At 59.9% G+C, this 19,114-nt stretch carries 19 protein-coding genes and 1 pseudogene; 11 read left to right on the top strand and 9 right to left on the bottom strand.

What is annotated here, in order from left to right; translation table 11 throughout:
- Nucleotides 1-57 precede the first annotated feature (57 nt).
- A pseudogene (locus ACOYW1_RS30380) lies at nt 58-1,317 on the bottom strand (adenosylcobalamin-dependent ribonucleoside-diphosphate reductase); the annotation flags it as partial.
- A gap of 127 nt (nt 1,318-1,444) precedes the next feature.
- Between ACOYW1_RS30380 and ACOYW1_RS30375 the strand changes: the two are divergent.
- The 7 genes from ACOYW1_RS30375 (at nt 1,445) to ACOYW1_RS30345 (ending at nt 9,062) form a co-directional block, all read left to right on the top strand.
- Nucleotides 1,445-1,615: a hypothetical protein gene (locus tag ACOYW1_RS30375; RefSeq protein ID WP_482420909.1), complete on the top strand. Its 171-nt coding sequence runs from the start codon at nt 1,445-1,447 to the stop codon at nt 1,613-1,615.
- A gap of 309 nt (nt 1,616-1,924) precedes the next feature.
- The gene (locus ACOYW1_RS30370; RefSeq protein ID WP_482414482.1) at nt 1,925-2,320 is read left to right on the top strand and encodes an acyl-CoA thioesterase; all 396 of its coding nucleotides are present in this window, start codon (nt 1,925-1,927) and stop codon (nt 2,318-2,320) included.
- A 135-nt stretch (nt 2,321-2,455) separates the two neighbouring features.
- Nucleotides 2,456-3,868 (top strand): MFS transporter, encoded by a 1,413-nt coding sequence (locus ACOYW1_RS30365; protein ID WP_482420908.1) that lies wholly within the window; start codon nt 2,456-2,458, stop codon nt 3,866-3,868.
- A 142-nt stretch (nt 3,869-4,010) separates the two neighbouring features.
- Entirely contained in the window at nt 4,011-5,744 is a 1,734-nt protein-coding gene (locus ACOYW1_RS30360) for a VWA domain-containing protein (RefSeq protein ID WP_482420907.1), read from the top strand.
- A gap of 272 nt (nt 5,745-6,016) precedes the next feature.
- On the top strand, nt 6,017-6,481 hold the full coding sequence (locus tag ACOYW1_RS30355; protein WP_482420906.1) for a DUF3015 family protein: 465 nt from the start codon (nt 6,017-6,019) through the stop codon (nt 6,479-6,481).
- Between the two features lie 64 nt (nt 6,482-6,545).
- On the top strand, nt 6,546-8,393 hold the full coding sequence (locus ACOYW1_RS30350) for an Lnb N-terminal periplasmic domain-containing protein (RefSeq protein ID WP_482420905.1): 1,848 nt from the start codon (nt 6,546-6,548) through the stop codon (nt 8,391-8,393).
- 183 nt (nt 8,394-8,576) lie between these two features.
- A complete protein-coding gene (locus ACOYW1_RS30345; protein WP_482420904.1) occupies nt 8,577-9,062 on the top strand; it encodes a hypothetical protein in 486 nt (161 codons plus the stop codon).
- 74 nt (nt 9,063-9,136) lie between these two features.
- Here ACOYW1_RS30345 and ACOYW1_RS30340 read toward each other — a convergent pair whose 3' ends face one another.
- Nucleotides 9,137-9,880, bottom strand: coding sequence for a hypothetical protein (locus tag ACOYW1_RS30340; RefSeq protein ID WP_482420903.1), 744 nt, complete (start codon nt 9,878-9,880; stop codon nt 9,137-9,139).
- 463 nt (nt 9,881-10,343) lie between these two features.
- On the opposite strand from ACOYW1_RS30340, the gene ACOYW1_RS30335 reads away from it, so the two are divergent.
- The 3 genes from ACOYW1_RS30335 to ACOYW1_RS30325 all read left to right on the top strand — a co-directional run bounded on the left by ACOYW1_RS30335 (nt 10,344) and on the right by ACOYW1_RS30325 (nt 13,501).
- Entirely contained in the window at nt 10,344-11,006 is a 663-nt protein-coding gene (locus tag ACOYW1_RS30335) for a response regulator transcription factor (protein WP_482420902.1), read from the top strand.
- Nucleotides 11,007-11,040: 34 nt separating this feature from the next.
- Complete coding sequence (locus tag ACOYW1_RS30330) at nt 11,041-13,086, top strand: hybrid sensor histidine kinase/response regulator (RefSeq protein WP_482420901.1); 2,046 nt, start codon at nt 11,041-11,043, stop codon at nt 13,084-13,086.
- Between the two features lie 118 nt (nt 13,087-13,204).
- Nucleotides 13,205-13,501: an Hpt domain-containing protein gene (locus ACOYW1_RS30325; RefSeq protein WP_482420900.1), complete on the top strand. Its 297-nt coding sequence runs from the start codon at nt 13,205-13,207 to the stop codon at nt 13,499-13,501.
- A gap of 316 nt (nt 13,502-13,817) precedes the next feature.
- Here the strand turns inward: ACOYW1_RS30325 and ACOYW1_RS30320 are convergent, their stop codons facing one another.
- From ACOYW1_RS30320 to ACOYW1_RS30290, 7 genes are all read right to left on the bottom strand, one after another.
- Nucleotides 13,818-14,261, bottom strand: coding sequence for a C-GCAxxG-C-C family (seleno)protein (locus ACOYW1_RS30320; protein ID WP_482420899.1), 444 nt, complete (start codon nt 14,259-14,261; stop codon nt 13,818-13,820).
- A gap of 133 nt (nt 14,262-14,394) precedes the next feature.
- Nucleotides 14,395-14,643: a helix-turn-helix transcriptional regulator gene (locus ACOYW1_RS30315; protein WP_482420898.1), complete on the bottom strand. Its 249-nt coding sequence runs from the start codon at nt 14,641-14,643 to the stop codon at nt 14,395-14,397.
- Complete coding sequence (locus tag ACOYW1_RS30310) at nt 14,579-15,142, bottom strand: DUF6597 domain-containing transcriptional factor (protein WP_482420897.1); 564 nt, start codon at nt 15,140-15,142, stop codon at nt 14,579-14,581. The genes ACOYW1_RS30315 and ACOYW1_RS30310 overlap by 65 nt, the downstream gene beginning before the upstream one ends.
- A gap of 7 nt (nt 15,143-15,149) precedes the next feature.
- Nucleotides 15,150-15,599, bottom strand: a complete 450-nt coding sequence (locus ACOYW1_RS30305) for a DUF1499 domain-containing protein (protein WP_482420896.1) — start codon at nt 15,597-15,599, stop codon at nt 15,150-15,152.
- Nucleotides 15,600-15,926: 327 nt separating this feature from the next.
- Nucleotides 15,927-16,556, bottom strand: a complete 630-nt coding sequence (locus tag ACOYW1_RS30300; RefSeq protein ID WP_482420895.1) for a class I SAM-dependent methyltransferase — start codon at nt 16,554-16,556, stop codon at nt 15,927-15,929.
- Nucleotides 16,557-17,075: 519 nt separating this feature from the next.
- Nucleotides 17,076-17,213, bottom strand: coding sequence for a hypothetical protein (locus tag ACOYW1_RS30295; protein ID WP_482420894.1), 138 nt, complete (start codon nt 17,211-17,213; stop codon nt 17,076-17,078).
- Nucleotide 17,214: 1 nt separating this feature from the next.
- A complete protein-coding gene (locus ACOYW1_RS30290) occupies nt 17,215-18,105 on the bottom strand; it encodes a threonine aldolase family protein (protein WP_482420893.1) in 891 nt (296 codons plus the stop codon).
- A 591-nt stretch (nt 18,106-18,696) separates the two neighbouring features.
- On the opposite strand from ACOYW1_RS30290, the gene ACOYW1_RS30285 reads away from it, so the two are divergent.
- Complete coding sequence (locus tag ACOYW1_RS30285) at nt 18,697-19,110, top strand: TetR/AcrR family transcriptional regulator (RefSeq protein ID WP_482420892.1); 414 nt, start codon at nt 18,697-18,699, stop codon at nt 19,108-19,110.
- The last annotated feature ends 4 nt before the right edge of the window (nt 19,111-19,114 follow it).

Here is a 19,114-nt window from a genome sequence, read left to right as displayed (position 1 = left end):
ACCCAGGCTGGAAATGCCGCTGGAGCACCCGGCGATGATGCTCAGGGTCCCGGTGGGGGCGATGGTGGTGCAGGTGGCGTTGCGGTAGGCCCGTGCCTCGTCCCCTTTAAAGACGCTCTTGTCGATGTTGGGGAAGGCCCCCCGGGAAACGGCCAGGTGACGGGAAGCCTCGTGGGCTTCGGCCTGAACAAAGCCCATGACCTTTTCTGCCAGGGCCACGGCCTCATCCGAGTTGTAGGGAATCCCCATCATGAACAGGAGGTCGGCAAAGCCCATGACCCCCAGCCCGATCTTCCGATTGCCCTTGACCATCTCGTCGATGGCGGCAAGGGGGTAGCGGCTCATCTCGATGGTGTCGTCCAGAAAGCGCACGGCAAGCCAGACGGTCTCCTTGAGGGTCTCGTAATCCACCCGCGTTTTGCCCCCCTGGACCGCCACGCACCGGGAGAGGTTCACCGACCCCAGGTTGCAAGCCTCCATGGGCAGCAAGGGCTGCTCCCCGCACGGGTTGGTGGACTCGATCTCCCCGATCTCCGGGGTGGGGTTGTCCCGGTTGATGCGGTCCAGAAAGACGATGCCGGGGTCCCCGTTGAACCAGGCCTGGTGGATGAGGGTCTCGTAGACGGTGCGGGCGTCCAAAGAGCCCCGGGGCTCTCCGTTGCGGGGATCGATGAGGTCGTAGGCCTCCCCCTGGCGCACCGCCTGCATAAAGGCGTCGGTGACCCCCACGGAGATGTTGAAGTTGTTCAGGGCTTCGTTGTCCTCTTTGCAGCTGATGAACTCCAGGATATCGGGATGGTCCACCCGCAAAATGGCCATGTTGGCCCCCCGCCGGGTGCCCCCCTGCTTCACCTGCTCGGTGGCGGTATTAAAAATCTTCATAAAGGAGACCGGCCCCGAGGCCACGCCCCCGGTGGATCCCACCCGGCAGTTCTTGGCCCTGAGCCGGGAAAAAGAGAAGCCCGTGCCTCCGCCGGACTTGTGAATCAACGCCGCGTTTTTCACCGCATCAAAGATCCCCTCAAGGCTGTCGTCCACGGGCAGCACAAAGCAGGCCGCCAGCTGCCCCAGATCGTTGCCCGCGTTCATCAGGGTGGGGGAGTTGGGCAAAAATTTGAATTCCGTCATCAGGCGGTAAAACGCCTCGGACACCTCCGAGGGTTCAAGGCCGCCCTCGTAGTATCCTTCTGCCTCGGCAATACTGCTTGCCACGCGCTGGAAAAGCTCTTCAGGCGTCTCCTCAAGATTCCCTTCGGGATCCTTTTTCAGGTACCGTCTCTCAAGGACCGTTCGTGTATTGTCCGATATTGTCAACATACCGCTCTCTTTCATGATTCCCTCTCGCGTTGTCGCTGTCATCTTCTCTCCGTTATTCACAGGTCATCTCAACCGAATTTTATCATGTATGCTTCCGCCGGTGTCGCCTGAAAGGGGTCGGAACCCCATGGGGGGAACCAACACACCGGACACCAGAGCAGGCAGGAGACTCAAAGAGAATCACCTCTCTTTTTTCTCTCCCATGGGCCGCAACCCGCCTTTTTTTTACTGGATGGGTGTTGTCAGGAAAACGCCTCCGGGAACACCGGCTGTCTCTGGATGGGCTCAACTGCTCTAAATGCCATTTTAGCACAAGATATAGTGGCGTCAAGGCCAATTTACGCAGCATATAGCGGCATTGACATGGTTTGGGTCCGCTGCTATCGTTCTGAGTTTACCGAGACAACACAACCATGACTGACGGTAAGGGGATCGGGACCATGACAGGGAAAACACGCGGTACACAGCCGTTCCGGACGATGCAATCCGCCATCGTGACGAGGCCTTGAACGCCCACCCAGGCAGAGGTATCGGCCATGGCCATTCCCCCTTTGCCGAATCCCGGACTCAGGCAGCCCAGCCCCCCGCCACGCCAACGGAGAGCCGCATGAAAAACCACACCGAGATCAAAGTCAGGGGCTACCACCTGGACCTGTACGGACACGTCAACAACGCACGCTACCTCGAATTCATCGAAGAAGCCCGCTGGGCCCTTTTTGAGGAACACCTGGGCAACCTGGCGGCAAAGGGGTACTCCTTTTTTGTCGTGAACATCAACATCAGCTACCAGAGCCCTGCCACCCTGGGGGACACCCTGGCCATCGAAAGCCGCATCACCCGGTTCGGGGGCAAGAGCTGCACCCTCAAGCAGACCATGACCAAAAAAGGCTCGGGCACCCCGGTGGTGGAGGCAGACGTCACCTTTGTCATTGCCGGTCCCGAAGGCCGCGCCCTGCCCGTGGAAGGGGACATCCGAGAGATGCTGGCCCCCTTTGCCGCGTAAAGGCCCAAACAAGCCTCCGGCAGAGCCGCCGGAGGCATTGGTCTTGTGTGTTTTGTTCTTATGCCGCCGCGTAACGCCCTCCCAGGGGCGGACGCCCCGTCGCCACCTGTTTACGCAATGGATAAATGTGCCGCAATGAAAGAGCATTCCCCCGGAAAATGGACGGTCTTCGCGCTGGTCACCACGGGCAGCTTCATGTCCACCCTGGATTCCAGCATTGTCAACGTGGCCCTGCCCACCCTCATGGGCAGGCTGAACACCACCATGGTGACCATTGAGTGGGTGGTGCTCATCTACCTCATCGCCTTTACCTCCCTGATCCTGAGCTTCGGGCGGCTGAGCGACATTGTGGGACGCCGCCTGGTCCTGGTGGGGGGGCACGGCCTTTTTACCCTCTCCTCCCTGCTCTGCGCCCTCTCCCCGTCCGTGGGCGCCCTCATCGCCGCCCGGGCTCTCCAGGGCACGGGGGCGGCCATGATCATGTCCTGCAGCCAGGCCCTCATCGTGGACGCCTTTCCGGAAAACGAGCGGGGCAAGGCCCTGGGCAGCATCGCCACGGTGGTGGCCGCGGGGCTCACCTCGGGCCCTGCCGTGGGCGGGTTCATCCTCACCCATTTTTCGTGGCGGATGATCTTTGCCGTCAACATCCCCGTGGGGCTCACCGTGGCGGTTCTGGCCGCGCGGATTCTCAAAGGGTCCGAGGCCGACACCCGGCGCGACGAGCCCTTTGACCTGCCCGGCGGCCTGCTCATCGCCCTGTCCTGCGGAGCGCTCTTCACCGGCCTCACCCACGCCCATGCCTGGGGCTACGCATCCTTCCGCGTCCTTGGCCTCACCGGCACAGCCATTGCCCTGGCCCTGATCTTCGTGGCCCACGAAAACCGGACCGTTCACCCGGTCATGGATCCCAGCCTCTTTAAGGAGCGCATCTTCCGGCTGCCGGTTCTCTCGGCCATCGCCCTTTATACGGCCCTGTTCACCATGGTCTTTCTCATGCCCTTTTACCTGCTCTTTCCCATGGGCTACTCCGAAGCCCAGGTGGGCACCGTCATGACGATTCCCTTTGCCCTGCTCTTTGTGGTGCCCCCCTTTTCCGGCGCCCTGGCCGACCGCATGGGCTCGCGGATCCTCTGTGTCCTGGGCATGGGAACCCTCAGCCTGGCCCTGGCCCTGCTGGCCTGGCCCACGGAGGTCACCGCCTTTCCCCCCATCGCCTTCAAGCTGGCCCTGGCGGGTTTTGGCGTGGCCCTTTTCCTTCCTCCGAACAACACCACCATCATGAGCTCGGTGCCCACTCCCCGCCGGGGGGTAGCCAGCAGCGTGGTGGGCGCCGCGCGAAACCTGGGCATGGTCACGGGCGTGGCCCTGGCAGGGGCGGTTTTTAACCACACCTACACGGCCCTGTCCGGGGCCAACGGGCTTGTCACCCAGGCCCTGCAGGGCCCCTTTCTCACGGCCTTTCGCTACGCCCTCTTCTGCGGCGCGGCCACGGCGGCTCTGGGCAGCCTTCTGGCCTGGCTGCGGGGGCCGGACACTCCGACCAGGTGACCCCGGTGTGATCCAGCACATAGACGGATTGAAAACCAGCCGTATAAGCTGCATCTTCACCACCGACAAGGAGGGGCTCCCTCGAAGCCCTGTCCCGGATAATTCACGAGAACACCTTACGGCTCACATCAGGAGGTCACCCATGAAACGACTCGTCCCCCTTCTTTGTCTCATGCTCCTTTTCTGGGGATGCGCGGAAACCCTGAACCATAGATCGGCTCCCCCGGACGCTGTCGAGGCAGAAAAAGCCATGCCCCCCCTCCCCACCTTCAGAATGCACGCAGACGGGGGCTCCATGTCCCGGGAGGTAAAAAGCGCCCCGGTTCGGAAACGGGGCATAGGCGCACCCTCAGCCTCGGGGCTCAAGGCCGCCTACGCCGATGACAACCGGCAGTTCAACCACTTCCTCGATTTTCTGGAGACCTACAAAGAGGTCCCCCACATCCCCGCCGATGTCAGCGAACGCATCACCCTCACGGTCCTGGACCAGAAAGGGCGCACCTTGCCGGACTGCACCGTCCGCATCGCCCTGGAAGGCAAGACGGTGGAAACCGGGAAAACCACAGCCGACGGGATCTTCCGCACATACCCCGCCCTGTACGCGGGCACGGCACAAACCTTGGCGGCCACCTTCCGCTACGCCGGCCTGGAGAAAAAAGTGTCCCTTGATCGCAACGGACGGCGCGAGATAACCGTCACCCTGGACACCCACAGGTCCCTTCCCGCGGCCGTGCCTTTGGATCTCCTTTTTATTCTGGACACCACGGGCAGCATGGGCGAGGAGATCGAGCAGCTGAAAACCAGCATCGACCTCATCAACCTCAACCTTTCTCAGCTCTCAGTGCGCCCGCTGATCCGATACGGCATGGTGATGTACCGGGACGCGGGCGATGAGTACGTCACCAGAACGATCCCCTTTACCACCGACTTGGAAGCGTTCAGGCAGCAATTGTCCCGCGTGCGGGCCGGAGGTGGAGGAGACACCCCCGAAGACCTGGAGAGCGCCCTGCAAAAAGGCATCGACGAGATGGACTGGAACGAGGCGGGCATCCGCCTGGCCTTTGCCGTCACCGACGCGCCGCCCCACCTGGACTACGACCAAGCCTTCACTTACATGGATGCGGCCCGCACTGCCCGGGAAAAGGGCATCAAGATCTTCTCCGTGGGCACCGGCGGGCTCTCCCTTGCCGGGGAGTATGTGCTGAGGCAGCTCTCCCAGCTCACGGGGGGGGCTTACATTTTCCTCACGTACGGGGAGAGGGGGGAAAGCGACGGCGGCGCACCGGGCAGCGTCAGCCACCACACCGGCGCCAACTTCACATCGGACAAACTTGAAGCCGTTATCATCAACATCGCCCGAAACGAGCTGAACCACCTTGTGACCCAGCCGGACGAGACACACGGGGAGTACTTCGAAGGGGTTGCAGGCGGCCAGAAGCCCGACGAGGTCACGGCAGAGCTCTTTGAAAAAGCCGTGGGGCAGCTGGCGGATTACGCGGCCATCTCCCTGTCGGGGAAACCGGCCACCGCCGTCCTCCCCCTGGCCTCGGAACTCTCCGGCCCGGACGCCTCCTACCTCACCTCGGCCCTTCTCATTGCCGCAACCCGCCACCCCCTTTTCACCGTGGTGGAGAGGGACAACACCTCGGCCATGGTAGATGAGATCACCCTGGGACTCTCCGGGTTCGTGGACGAAGAGACCGCGGCAAAGGCGGGGCGCCTCACCGGTGCCGAGCTGCTCATGGCCGGTCGCGTCGTCATCTCCGGTTCCAGGGCCGATGTCATCGTTCGCCTCGTTCGCGTGGAAACCGGAGAGGTACTCTCCGCCACCAGAATTCTCATGGACACATCCCTTCTTCCGTCAGCCTGGGATTGACACCGGGAGCCGACAGCGCACACAAGGCATGGCGCGATACTCGATATCAACAGCGAATCGCGCCATGGCGCATCAATTAACATTTTTTCACGGATGTGATTTATTTCATAGAATCCCGATGAATAATTTACTATGAATGTACACTTCATTGATGATCAAGGATTCCTCCTCAAACCTGAACCCCTAATCTTACTGGGTGGACTGGGTCTTAACCGGAGAGATAATCATCGGTGAAGGTATGATAATGTAATGATTAGTTGAAAGGAAACATCATGAAGAAATGTATTGTAGCACTGGGTGCCCTTCTGCTGGTTGCCGGCACCTCTTATGCGTCCACCGTCAGCGAAAACTGCGGTTGCGGCCTCGGCAAAGAACTCATCGGCGAAAAAACCGGCCTTGCCTGGAACGTCCTCGGCACCTCCCTCAACGGGACCAGCGGGAACCAGACCTTCGGCATCTCCTCCGGGACCCTGGGTTGTGACAAGCCCGAGAGCTTCGTCAGCAACGAGCGCATGGACGCTTTTGTGGCCGACAACATGGACAGCCTGGCTGTTGACATCGCCTCCGGCAACGGCGAGAGCCTCGACGCCCTGATGGAAATTGCCCAGGTATCCGGTTCTGAAAAGGCCGCTGCATGCCAGGCCCTCCAGGCAAACTTCGACACCATCTACCCCACCGTCGACGTTGAGCACGCTGCTGTGTCTCAGTCCATCCGAGGCGTTCTTGCTCAGATCTAGCACAACATCCGCATGGAATTGCCCCCGCCTTTCGGCATGGTATTGCCGCCTGGCGGGGGCTTTTTTGCTGCTTTTTATCGCCCTGGCCCCGGCCCCGCTGTTCGCCGAATCCCCGGACGCAGGCACGGAGGAACTCGTGCGCGTCGCCCGCGAACGAAAGCTCTCCGAGAACCCGTACTGGCGGACCCTGCTCCACTGCCCCGTGGGCCTGACCCCGTACCGGAGCTATATAGACGACCCCGCCTTCTTCCTGGCAAAGACGGGCAAGACCGATGCCGACGCAGAGCTCACCGCCCTGATCCGCACGTTTTTCACGGGCGAGGCCCCCGACGACGTCCCCCTGTGCCGCTTCATCGCCCGATACACCTGGGTATACGACCAGCTGTCCGATGTCCTGGACACCCCGCCCCTGGTGTGTGAGGAGGCCGCAAGGCTCCGACCCTCATCGGCCACCCTGATCTTTCCCACCTATCATCTCAACAACCCGGCCTCCATGTTCGGTCACACCTTTTTGACCATTGAGACCGACTACCAGGCACCGGTGCTGGCCGACGCCGTGAACTACGCGGCCCTGCCCGACAGCCAGAACCCCATCACCTACATGTTCAAGGGCATCGTCGGCTCCTTCAAGGGGTATTATGCCATCCTCCCCTATTACAAAAAAATCCAGGAGTACGGGGACATGGCGCAGCGGGACATCTGGGAGTACCCCCTGACCCTCACCCCGGAAGAGACCCGGCGCATGGTCCTTCATATCCTCGAGCTGAAGGAGAGCTACAGCTACTACTATTTCTTTGACAAAAACTGCTCCTACATGCTCCAGTTCCTGCTGGAGACGGCCCGGCCCGGTCTCTCCCTCACCCATGAAAAAGGGCTCACCGTCATCCCCATCGACACCATCAAGGCCATGCAGAAAGCGGGCCTCATCTCCGAAGCCAGGTACCGCCCTTCCCTGGGAAGCCGCATCCAGGCCGGTGTACGGCGCCTCTCCAAAGACGAGGTAGGCCTCGCACAAGACCTCAGCGACGGCACCCTGCCCCCGGCGGACTTTCTCGCCATGGAGCTTCCCGATCGCACCAAACGTGTCACCCTGGACCTGGTCACCGACGTCACGCGCTACAGACGCGCCAAGAAAAAGCTCTCCCAGGAGGAGTTCAGGCCCCGGTTCCTGGGGACCCTTAAGGCACGCAAGACCCTGGGCAAGGGAAGCCCCGAAGAAAAGGCCGTGCCCGCCCCTCCCGAGCCCACCACGGGCCATGATGCGTCACGTGTCTCCGCCACCTTCGGGGTCCGCGACGGGGACAGCTTCGAAGAGCTCGCCTTTACCCCGGCCTTCACCAACCTGCTCACCACCGACTACACCCGGCGCGAAGGCGTCCAGATCGAATTTTTGCACACCCGGGTCCGCTACGACAACGAGGACAAGGAGCTGGATCTGGAGGCCTTCACCGTTCTGGACATCCTCTCCCTGTCCCCCCGAAATGCCTTTATCCGGCCACTCTCCTGGACGTTCCACGCCGGGTACGAAAAACGGATGACCGAAACCGGAGACATGAAAGGCGCCTACTCCCTGCGTGCCGCAACGGGATTGAGCTGGAACCTCTCGGACGAGAGCCTCTTTTTCATCCTGCCCGAAGCCGAACTCCTCGCCTCCAAAGGCCTGGACAAAGGGGCCTCCGTGGGGCCCGGGCTCCGGACGGGGCTCCTCTTCTCCCCCACGGACCGATGGCGGATGCTTCTTTCCGGCAACATCACCCGGCGCATGCCCGACGACACCACCGAAACCCACGCGGCCTTTGAAACCAACTTCACGGTAAACCGCAACAACCGCATCGGGCTCTCGGTCTCCCGCACCGACGTCGAGAGCCAGCACGCCTGGGAGACCAGCCTCTCCTGGCATCGTTATTTTTAGAATAGAAGGGTAAGTTGCCCCCGGCAAGGCCGCCGGAGGCAACTGAACAGTGGCGCCACCTTGAAACCACCGGCCGTCACCCGGCGTCAACACCGGCAACACATTGCGGTCCTTCCGGCTTCCATGGTAAAAGCCAAATTTAACCACTTGCCATCCATCCATTCACCCCACACCGGTGCGCCCATGAAACCACACCCCCATCGCCGTCCCAAGCCAGCGTGGCTCCTTGCCCTCTACAGGCAAAACGACCGCTATCAGCTCCACCCCATTGCCGTGCACATCCCCAACGGCATGGTGCCGGTGGCCGGAATATTTATGGCCGCAGGCTGCCTCTTTCATATCCAGGCCCTTGTCTTTGCGGCCTACGTGAACCTGGTTGTCATTGCCCTGTCCATGCCGGGGGTCATCCTCACCGGCATCGCTTCGTGGCAGCACCGGTACAAGGGTGCCACCACCGCCCTGTTCCGCACAAAGCTGGTCTGCAGCGCCCTGGTCCTTGCAGGTGCTGTCCTGATCCTTCTCCTCCAAGCCCTGTACCCGGTGAACGTTCACCGGCTCACCGGTTCGGCAAAAGCCCTTGTGGCGGCCTACCTCCTCCTGTTGGTTCCCACCATCCGTGCGGGTTCCCTGGGCGGCAAGCTGGTCTTCGGCGGCCGAAAGCAGATATAAAAAAAGGGGGAACGCGCGTGGACGCGCATCCCCCCAAAATTCACGCGGCCCCATGCGGGCCGTCACCTGCCGCCTTACAGGGACGAGAACATGGACACCTTGGGCTTGACTTCCACGGTCTGCATTTTGGCCAGCCCGTCGGCCAACGCCTTCTGAATCCGCTTCTCGCTCCAGGGATTTCGCAGGAACGAGAGGGTGGTAAACCCTTCGGCCTTGGCCTGGAACACGGCATCCCCCTTCTGGTCCAGGATCTGAATCCCCAGAACGACCCGATAACGTTTGAAGAAAAGGTACTGGTCCTGATCCTCGATCTTGAGGTTGGCAGACAGGAACGCCTCCTTCCTGTTTTTGCCCTTGAGCTCGTTGACCACCTTTTTGCGCAGGGAGGTCCCGGCCATGATGTGGTGGAACTCACGGTTGGAGGTGGCCGGGTGGACCCACTCACAGGTGAGGCTTGAAAGCAGGGCGTCCACCTGGCTGTTTCCGGTCTTGTAATCCTTGATGCGATCGAGTTTTTTTGCCCTGCGCTTGTCGGTTCTGAGGTCAAAACCGAAAGGCTCAAGGGCCTTTCTCATCTCCTTGTACGTATCCATCCCCAGGCTGCCAAAGGAGTCTCCCCCGGCCACCTGCTTGGCCAGATCGATGACATCGGCACCGCCGTCGCTGGTCACCTTGTAGTGCCCCACAAGAACGGGAACATGTTTTTTATCCATCCAGTCCGCGTCCTTCTGGACCCAGGTGGATGCGCAGCCTGTCAGCATCGTGCCTGCCACCAGTACCGTGGCCATGGCCTTCCATCTTCTACAGCCGTTTCTCACAACAAACCTCCGAAATCCCATAAATAAGGCATTCATCTACGGCCCTTTCCCACCCGAGGGCCCTTCACGAAAAAACGTTCCCCGGCCGCCTGGCGCCCCGTTTCTCCTGGGTAAGCCGAGGTATGGCCACAGGCCAATCTTCTGCCGGGGGTAACATCACCCCGCCGGATATATACATGCGGTTCTTCAGTAAAAAAAGTTAAAAGAAGGCCAAAAAAAGTACTTATAGGCACGGCAAAGCCCCTTGATTGACGATTGACTCGACACTTCTTTTTGTCATATAAGCTATGATTATTTTGCTAAAAAGATGACGCAAAGAATCATTTCAGGCAGGTACACTGTGCGCCGTCCCAAAACATGAGTCATGAAGGAACAATGCATTACTCCAATCACACCGTCTCCTCGACACAGGAGGATTATGGTGGTGAATGATCTGAAGTAAGAATCGGACAAAGCGGTTTTCATGAATATACTTGTTGTCGAAGACGAACAGACGGATTTTATCCTCATCAAACACGCCATTGAGCAACTGGGCGCATCGTACACCGTCCTGCACGCCGAAGGGTGCAGGGAGGCTGTCCAAACCATCCACGAAACCCCTGTTTCCCTGGCCCTGGTGGATATTCTCCTGCCGGACGGAGACGGCCACAAGATCACGACTCACCTGCAGAGCCACAACATCCCCTTTGTCATGGTCAGCAGCAAGTCCCTGCCCGAATCCGTGGTGCGCTCCCTGAAATCGGGGGCCGAAGACTACATCCGTAAGCCCTTTGACATCGCGGAACTGGCGGCACGCCTGGAGTGTGTCCTGAGGCGCACCCCGGAGCCCACCGCCACCACGGACGATGAGGCGCTCCCCGGTGCCGCCGCCCTCGACATCGACTTCACCCCCATCGAACACCGGCTCCTTCACCGCCTCCGCCTGCGGTTCGACACCTATGTCCCCTCGGACGAGCTCATCGAAGCGGTCTGGGGAACCGCAGGCCTGGAGACCTCCAAAGGGGCTCTGAGGACCTACATCTCCCACATCCGGAAGAAACTCACCCAGGCAGGCATCCCCCTTGCCATTGTGAGCAAATGGGGGCGGGGATACAGGCTCTCCCATACCGACGGCTCCGACGCATGACCCGCACCGGGCAAGGCGCCCCCGGGACGGCCCCATGAAACTCTCCCTGAAAGTCATCAGCATCTTTTTTATCAGCGTGCTATCCGCCCTGATGGTCATGGCGGTCATCGGCATCAACATCTCCATCAGGCAGTCCACCCGCAATCTCAAAGAGGCGGCCAACATCGCCCTGACCTCCATTGCCACCACCCTTTCCGAAGACATCGGCACGGGGTTTTCCCATGTGAAGGAGATCGCCGAACACCCAACCGTGGCTGCCCTGCTCACCACTCCGAAGGCCCACAGGAGCGAGGCACTGCTCCAGGAGGTCCGAGACCTGTGCCACCACTACCGGCAATTCAATTCACGCTTCAAGTATGTTTACCTCGGCACCCGGGACGGGAGCCTCATCGTGGACAGGGAAATTTCCCTGCCCCAAGGCTACACCCCCATTGTCCGGCCCTGGTACACCGGGGCCCTTGAAAAACCGGGAACCCCCTTCATCAACGACCTGTACAACAGCGTACCCGACGGGCTGGAGATCACCTCCATCTCCCTGGCCGTCAAAGGCCCATCCGGAGAAATCGCAGGGGTGGTGGGGGTGGACTTCCTGTTCTCCCGATACCATACCATCATGCAGAACCTGGCCTTTGAATCCGGGTTTATCGTCATCACCCACAACAACGCCTCCCTCATCGCCCACTCCCAGGACCCTGCCGCCGGCTATACCAGCCTCTCCACCCCGGAGAACAGAGACCTTGCCCGGGCCAACACCGCCGTGAACGGGGAGACCGTCATCATCCACGGCAAACGGTACACCGCCTACACACGGAAGATGGACCGGTACGACCTGAAGATCCTCACCTTTGTCTCGGAAGCCACCCTCCAGGATATCCGAAAAAGCTACATCCTCCTGTACACCCTCACCGCCGGGGTGATCCTTCTCATCGTGGGCATCACCGGGTCCCGCCTGGCACGGAACACCCTGGCCGTGGAACAGGCATCCATCCGGGCCAAGCAGGACTTTTTCAAAAACATGAACCACGAGATCCGAACGCCCTTGAACGCGGTGGTGGGGTTCATCGATCTCCTCAGTGAAACGCCCCTGGACCGGAAACAGAAAACCTACGTAAACCACACGCGTACGGCTTCCAAGCACCTGGCCGGCATTGTCAACGATGTCCTGGATATCTCCAGCATCCAGGCGGGAAAATACCGCATCGTGGATCAGCCTTATCTCTTCCACGACCTCATCGGCCATATCGTGGCCCTGGTGGAACAGACCTTAAGGGGAAAAGACGTTCGTCTCCACGTTTCCGCCTCATCGGAGATCCCCCACGCCATGAAGGGGGACAGCATGCGCCTGAAACAGGTGCTCTTCAATATCCTTCAGAACGCCGTCAAATTCACGGACAGCGGCATCATCTCCCTGCGTATCGGGTGCAAGGCGCAGGAGGACCGGATCTGCCTGGAGTTCACCATCACCGATACCGGATCGGGCATCGCCCCGGAGAACCTGCCCCATATTTTCGATGAGTTCACCCAGTTTGCCGAAACCAACGTCCAGGGAACCGGCCTGGGCCTTACCCTCACCCGCAAACTGGTGGAACGCATGGGGGGAAGCATCTCCTGCACCAGCAAGCCCGGCAAAGGGACGCGCTTCACCTTTTTCGTGGTTCAAAAGGCCGTGCAGAGTTCTGGGGTGCACCCGGACAACCGCCCGGACGTCCCTGCCGTTGCCCCCCTTTCCCAGAACTCTGTCCATGATTTCACGGCCCCGGGGGTATCGGTCCTCCTGGTGGAAGACGATCCCCTGAGCCGCACCATGGTCTCCGAGCTCCTGAAAGGGCACCGCATGGAGGTCCGCACCGCCGAGACCGGCAGGGCCTTCCTGGACACCATGACCTCGGGCCGCACCTTCGACCTTGTCATCACCGACATGAAGCTCCCGGACCTCAACGGCCGCTCCGTCGTGAGGCGTTTGAGGTCCCATGTCCCGTCCCTTGCCCTGCCCCCTGTCATCGCCTTCAGCGCCGTTGACACAGAAGAGAACCTGAAGCAGATCCTATCGAAAACCCATCGACATCGTTACCTTTCGTAAGACGCTGCTGGCATGGATCCCCCGTGAACGCGTCGTCACCGGTGCCCCCCGGCCCAAGGCACCTGCCCCCCTTCTTGCCGGGGAGACATGCCGGGAAAAATACGGCACCGGGCTCTATGTGAAACTGCTGCGCGTTTTTCTGGAGGATCATCGGAAGGGCATACGGATCATGGAGACCATGGTCAGGGAGGAACGATTCTCCGATCTCGAGGTCAGGGTCCATCGATTCAAGGGCGCCCTCCTGAACATCGGCGCCCCGAAGACGGCGGCCATGGCGGAATCCCTGGAGCACAGGCTCGAGGCCGGGGAAGCCATCGGGATCGATGAGCTGGCCCCCCTGGCCGGGGAGACGGCCAGAGTCATGAAGGAGGCCCGCTGCCTCCTGGCCGCCTTGGAAAGAGAAGCGGAAACGTAACCAGAACAAGCCTGCCTTCCATGGTTAAAGTCGAATGAACCACAGGACCAAGAGAGCTCAGCAAAAGCAATAACGATGCCTCCGGCGGCGAGGGTGGCGAGGCCACTTAGGCAAAACACCTCGAAAGCAGGTTGCGAATGCGCTTTCCCCTTCGTTCCTCAGGGAAAATAACATTCGCTGTTGTTTCAGATGAAACTGAATCTGTTTATTGAGCCCGTCGTTATGAGATCCGGCAAAAATTTTACCCCGGCAGGGCCGCCGGGGGCCTGCTTGTTTCACCCACGCTGCCCACAGAAGGCAAGCTGGCGAACACCGGTCACCCCCGCGCCAGTATCGCGTCCAGGCGGCGGACCGCACAGGCCACCAGCTCCTGCACCCGCCCTGCGGCCCGGATCGCCGCTTTGCCCTCGGGGGTGGAGGGGTCAACCCCGCCGTTGAGGGCTTGGCAGGCCAGGGCTCCATGGTCGGCCACAAACCCGTTTCGAAAGGTGTCCACCAGCCCCCTAACCCGATCCCGAGCCCCGGGCTCCGCGATGGTTTCGGGACCTGCCGCCAGGCCGATCACCAGGCAGGCCGAGGTCATCACCCCGCAGGTCCCGCCTCCGGCCCCCATGCCCCCGGCAAGGCCCGACGCCAGCTTCAGGGCACAGGCATGCCCCAGCCCCATCTCCTTTGCATAGGTGAGCAAAAGGGCCTCGGAACAGGAGTACCCGGCCTGAAGAAAATCCGTGGCAACGGCCACGCGCGTTGATGTGGTCATGTATCCCCCTTATGGTATGTCAATTCTTATGCACAGACGGCCTGGCCCCCGAAACGAGTCCCGGACCATGCCCTCAACCCTGCACCACGACGGGTGCACCTGTATTGGACAAATGCGACTTTTTCCAGGGAGGTCAGGCCATGCACTGTGAAGGGGAGTAATCGGCCAGGCTGAGGCACTCGCGGATCAGGTGGGACTGGTCAAAAAAACCGCACCGGGCGGCCACGTCGGCGGCATGGGAGGTGGAGAGGTGCCCCAGGGCACGGGAGAGACGAAACATGCGGGCAAGGTGCTTCGGAGTCACCCCGATGCGCTCATCAAAGAGTCGCTCCAGATGGCGCCGACTCACCCCGCACCGGGCGGCCAGATCCTCCATGCCCATGCGCGCCGCCCTCGACGGCAGATCGGGCAGGCCGGCCGTTGCCACCAGCCCGGGCGTAGGATAAAAAGGCGTTCCTGCGCGCCTCAAAAAAGGCATTGAACCCATGCGCGTAGACCTCCGGCGCATCGCCCCTGTTCCGGGCCACCGCCTCCACGCCCAGGCCCTTGAGTTCCCAGAGTTCGTCAAGAACCACGCACTGCCCGGCAAACTCCATCTGGGGCATGGAGAGAAAGGGGAAGACCCCGCAGGGACAAAACCGAACGCAAAAAAGCCTCAGGTCGCCGTCTGACCCAAGCCCCACCCGACGCGACATGCCCCCCAGAAGAAAAGAAGAGGACACCGTAAAGGGAGCGCGCCCCTGAACGCTTACGGACACGGGATCCCCCAGGTTGAACACCAGGGCCACCCCGCCGAAGAGCTCAAGGGCGGCCTCGCCTTTCAGGTGGCGATACGAAGAAATAAAAGGTGCGAACTCCGGAGGGGGGTCGATGACGGCCATGGGCACCTCAACGGGACACGCTGTTTTTCAAGCGCTCCACGCGCTTCCGGTTGACGCCGAAGTCGCTGTACCCCGTGCGGGAAGCCGATCGGAAATGGATGGTGCGGCTGGCCTCGTCGATATGCACCTCCAGGTCATCCACAAACCGGAAAAGGGCGGAGCGGACCTCGGCATGGAGGTAGGTGTCGGTGCGGGTCACCAGGGTGATGCGGGGGGTCTTCTCAAGGACCGAAACAATGCGCGCCATGGCCTCGGCAGGGGAAACCGTTAGTGGCAGGGGAGCAATCCCATGGGTGTCGTCGTCGGCCTGGGAGGAGACGCAGTTGGGCGAATCCGGGCAGGGGGACAGCCTGCCCTCCATGACGCCCAGGTTATCGGGCTTTTTCCCGGTAAAAAGCGAGCACCCTGAAAAGAGACAAAGGGCAACGGCGCCAAACACAAGGGCCTTGATGGTCATGGGAAACCTCCTGGTATGGGGTAGGGATGGCGATACGACACGTAAGCGTAACCCGGGTGAAACGATACAAGCACCAAAAAACTGCCTCCGGCGGCCCTGCCGGGGGCCAAACGTTTGAAAAGTTTGACAAACAGATTTTATCCAATTTCTCCGAAGCCTTCGCGAATGTCCTCGTCCTGAGGAACAGAGGGCAAGGAGCATCGCAACTGTGGGTCCGGGGATCATCCCTAGCAGCAGGAGGCACGCTTTTGAACCGACTTTAGCCATAGAAGGCAAGCTGAATCGTTACAACCTGTCAAAAAAGCGGCTCTGCCGGGCCTATCCGGGCTATTTGCGAACAAACAGAAACATGTCTGTGGTGATGCTCCCGTCCGGCTCCGGGTAATCGCTCAGATGGGTTTCCTCCACGGCAAGGTGATTCTCAGCAAGCCAGCCCTTCACCGCCTCGGGGTCGTGGTAGGTAAAATGAAGCTTGCGGCCCCCGGAAAAACCGGCGGTCTCGTACCCGTCTTTTTTCCCCACCATGAAACTCAGGTAGAGAGCGCCCCCGGGCGCCAGGCAAGAGGCAACCTCCTTGATAACGCCCCGGGCCTCTTCAGGCGAGATATGCACGATGCAAAACGAGGCAATGACCACATCAAAGGTGCCGAGCCCTGAGAGGTCCCGGATGTCCCCCACCCGAAAGCAAAAATCCCCCGACGGCATATGGGCTTTGGCCAGACTCACCATCTCGGCCGAGAGGTCGATGCCGGTGACGGACGCCTTTCTCTCGGTCATCAGCACGGCGTTGTTCCCCGGGCCGCAGCCGATGTCCAGCACAGCTGCCCCTTCCGGCACATAGCTGTCGCGAAAACGGATCATCATCTCCCGGTACGGAGCGTAATCCATGAACTTATCCGCGTAGGCAGCCGCGGAGTCATCGTAGGTGGAAATGGTGGTCTTGAGGCGAGATGTCATAACGGTCTCCGGGCTAAGGGCTAAGCGGCCAGGGCTAAGGGCTAAGGGCTAAAATAGCCGAATACATTCAGGTATCAACTCAAAAAACGAAACGTCAACACGAAAACCAACGTTTGTTTTACTTATGCCTGCGGGGGCTGAATGTTTAAAAAGTTGTAACTATTCAGCTTGCCTCCGGCGGGTCGCTTTTTTGAAAAAAAGCTCCGCAAAAAACTTTTCGGTAGAAAGGTCAGAACAGTCAGAATCACTGAAATTCATGGCAAAGCTGTCAAAGCCTGTTTGTCAAACTTTTCAAAAGTTTGGCCCCCGGCAGGGCCGCCGGAGGCAAACATAAGCTGAATAGTTACAAAAAGTTTAACACACAGCCTTAAACATTCGTCTTAAGTGAATTCCGGTTTAAATGCGGATGTGATTTGACCCGAGGACGAGGGGCAAAACGCATCCGCAACCTGCTTTCAAGGTGGCACACCTTGCCGCCGGAGGCAGCTTTTTAGCGGCACGGAACCGTAACCTTAGATATTACGCAATGGCTTTCACAGCCTCGGCAAAGGCCTGAATCTCGTTCTCCGTGGTGGCAAAGGAGGCCATGAGACGGACCTCGTTTGTCTGGTTGTTCCAGACATGGAAATGAAACCGCTGCTGGAGAGTCTCGATCATGTCAGCCGGCAAAACGGCAAAGACGGCATTGGCGTCCACGGGCTGGGTAATGGTCACTCCGGGGGCTCCCTTTAGGCCGTCTCAATTTTCGTGCCATGGCATTGGCGTGGAGAGCGTTGCGTCTCCAGAGGCCGTCCTTTAAAAACGCCTCGAACTGGGACCCCACAAAGCGCATCTTGGACACAAGCTGCATGCCCTGCATGCGGCTGTACTGAAAGGCCTCGTCAAACTCCGGGGTAAAAAAGACAACGGCTTCACCGAACATCATGCCGTTTTTGGTGCCGCCGAAGGAGAGGAAGTCCACCCCGGCGTCTTTGGTAAAGGCTGGGAAATCGAGGCCCAGGGAAGCGGCGGCGTTGGAGATGCGGGAGCCGTCCATGTGGACCAGGAGCCCGTTCTCATGGGCGTACTCGCAGATGGTTTTGATCTCATCCACGGAGTAGACCGTGCCGTACTCCGTGGTCTGGGTGATGGAGACCACCTTAGGTTGAACCCTGTGGTAGTCCGGCTCCCGCTCCACCCAGGGCCGTAGCCCTTCCACGGTGAGCTTGCCCTGCTCCGAGGGCACCGTGATGAACTTGCTGCCGGTGAACCGCTCCGGCGCGCCGCATTCGTCCATGTGGAGATGGGCGCAGTCTGAGATAAGCACAGCCTCAAAGGACCGGGTCACGGCGTCGATGGAAAGGATATTGGCGGCGGTGCCGGTCATCACCAAAAAGGCGGAGGCCTCTTTGCCAAAAACCTTTTTGAACCGTTCTGCTGCCACGGCCGTCCAGGGGTCTGTGCCATAGGCACCGGCCGTGCCTGCGGCAGCGGCCGCAACCGCTGATACAATCTCTGGGTGAGCCCCTGCATGGTTGTCACTGGCCAGGCTGATCATCTCGTCTTGCATCTACATCTCCTTCCATACATCAACACGTCCCGGTGCTATCACACCGACATTTCAAGTTCATTGGAAGAAAAAAGGTACCCCCCGGAACACCCGTTGTCAATGGGACAAAAGCCAGGCAGCAGGGTCAACGCATTTACACATTCAGTTGCCTCCGGCGGGTCGCTTTTTGAAAAAAGCTCCGCAAAAACGTTCCGGTAATAAATAAAACCTGTTTGTCAAACGTTTCAAACGTTTGGCCCCCCGGCAGGGCCGCCGGAGGCAAAAATCTACATGCGTTAACCCTGAGCCAGGTAGCACAAAGCATGCTCACCGTAGGGGACTCTGACCGGACAAGGCCTTTGAAGCACTCCGGTACGGAAAACGCCCCCATGGAGACAACACCCAGGACCCGCCATCTTGCATGGGGCCGTGTTTTTCCTGCGCGCCCGGACACCGGACTCCGTTGTGTGAACCCATACCCGCTCTCCTTTTCTGGTTCATATTGTCAATTTAAAAACATGACCCCATGTTCACCCCTGTTTGACAGCATCCCCCCGGGTGTGGGAATAATCGGCAGGTCCATTCACTACCCGCAAAGGAAAAAGAGCGCACATGAAGCCAGGGGACGCAGCAAGCAAGAAAGCCTGGATACAGACAAAAGACAAGATCCTCAAGTCCGCCGAGCGCCTTTTTTCGGATAAAGGCTTCCACAAGACCAACACCAAGGCCATCGCCGCCGAAGCCGGGGTGGCCACCGGAAGTGTCTATGCGTACTTCAAGGACAAAAAGAGCGTCTTCCTTGAAATTTACGGCACCGGCGCGCCGGGCATCGAACAGGATCGGTCCTGCCTCAATGCCTCTTGCCGACATGGTTACGAGGTACGCTTTTCGATGAGGTGGGTCCCCCTGTCACATGACGCCTCTGGGCCACAGACGATAAGCCCGCTGGGAAACAGGGCATTCGGCGTCCGTTTTTTTCCATTGTGTGTTGACATAGAGTCACCCAAACCATATATTGCCATATAACGAT

Source organism: Desulfoluna sp. CYM3A (assembly GCF_056829965.1).
This window is presented reverse-complemented; position numbering and strand designations above follow the sequence as displayed.

What these genes read in the sequence shown, in the direction of transcription:
- ACOYW1_RS30375 (WP_482420909.1), top strand. Translation starts at nt 1,445, where the DNA reads ATGGGGGGAACCAACACACCGGACACCAGAGCAGGCAGGAGACTCAAA.
- ACOYW1_RS30370 (WP_482414482.1), top strand. Translation starts at nt 1,925, where the DNA reads ATGAAAAACCACACCGAGATCAAAGTCAGGGGCTACCACCTGGACCTG.
- ACOYW1_RS30365 (WP_482420908.1), top strand. Translation starts at nt 2,456, where the DNA reads ATGAAAGAGCATTCCCCCGGAAAATGGACGGTCTTCGCGCTGGTCACC.
- ACOYW1_RS30360 (WP_482420907.1), top strand. Translation starts at nt 4,011, where the DNA reads ATGAAACGACTCGTCCCCCTTCTTTGTCTCATGCTCCTTTTCTGGGGA.
- ACOYW1_RS30355 (WP_482420906.1), top strand. Translation starts at nt 6,017, where the DNA reads ATGAAGAAATGTATTGTAGCACTGGGTGCCCTTCTGCTGGTTGCCGGC.
- ACOYW1_RS30345 (WP_482420904.1), top strand. Translation starts at nt 8,577, where the DNA reads ATGAAACCACACCCCCATCGCCGTCCCAAGCCAGCGTGGCTCCTTGCC.
- ACOYW1_RS30335 (WP_482420902.1), top strand. Translation starts at nt 10,344, where the DNA reads ATGAATATACTTGTTGTCGAAGACGAACAGACGGATTTTATCCTCATC.
- ACOYW1_RS30330 (WP_482420901.1), top strand. Translation starts at nt 11,041, where the DNA reads ATGAAACTCTCCCTGAAAGTCATCAGCATCTTTTTTATCAGCGTGCTA.
- ACOYW1_RS30320 (WP_482420899.1), bottom strand. Translation starts at nt 14,261, where the DNA reads ATGACCACATCAACGCGCGTGGCCGTTGCCACGGATTTTCTTCAGGCC.
- ACOYW1_RS30315 (WP_482420898.1), bottom strand. Translation starts at nt 14,643, where the DNA reads ATGGGCATGGAGGATCTGGCCGCCCGGTGCGGGGTGAGTCGGCGCCAT.
- ACOYW1_RS30310 (WP_482420897.1), bottom strand. Translation starts at nt 15,142, where the DNA reads ATGGCCGTCATCGACCCCCCTCCGGAGTTCGCACCTTTTATTTCTTCG.
- ACOYW1_RS30305 (WP_482420896.1), bottom strand. Translation starts at nt 15,599, where the DNA reads ATGACCATCAAGGCCCTTGTGTTTGGCGCCGTTGCCCTTTGTCTCTTT.
- ACOYW1_RS30300 (WP_482420895.1), bottom strand. Translation starts at nt 16,556, where the DNA reads ATGACATCTCGCCTCAAGACCACCATTTCCACCTACGATGACTCCGCG.
- ACOYW1_RS30295 (WP_482420894.1), bottom strand. Translation starts at nt 17,213, where the DNA reads ATGATCGAGACTCTCCAGCAGCGGTTTCATTTCCATGTCTGGAACAAC.
- ACOYW1_RS30290 (WP_482420893.1), bottom strand. Translation starts at nt 18,105, where the DNA reads ATGCAAGACGAGATGATCAGCCTGGCCAGTGACAACCATGCAGGGGCT.
- ACOYW1_RS30285 (WP_482420892.1), top strand. Translation starts at nt 18,697, where the DNA reads ATGAAGCCAGGGGACGCAGCAAGCAAGAAAGCCTGGATACAGACAAAA.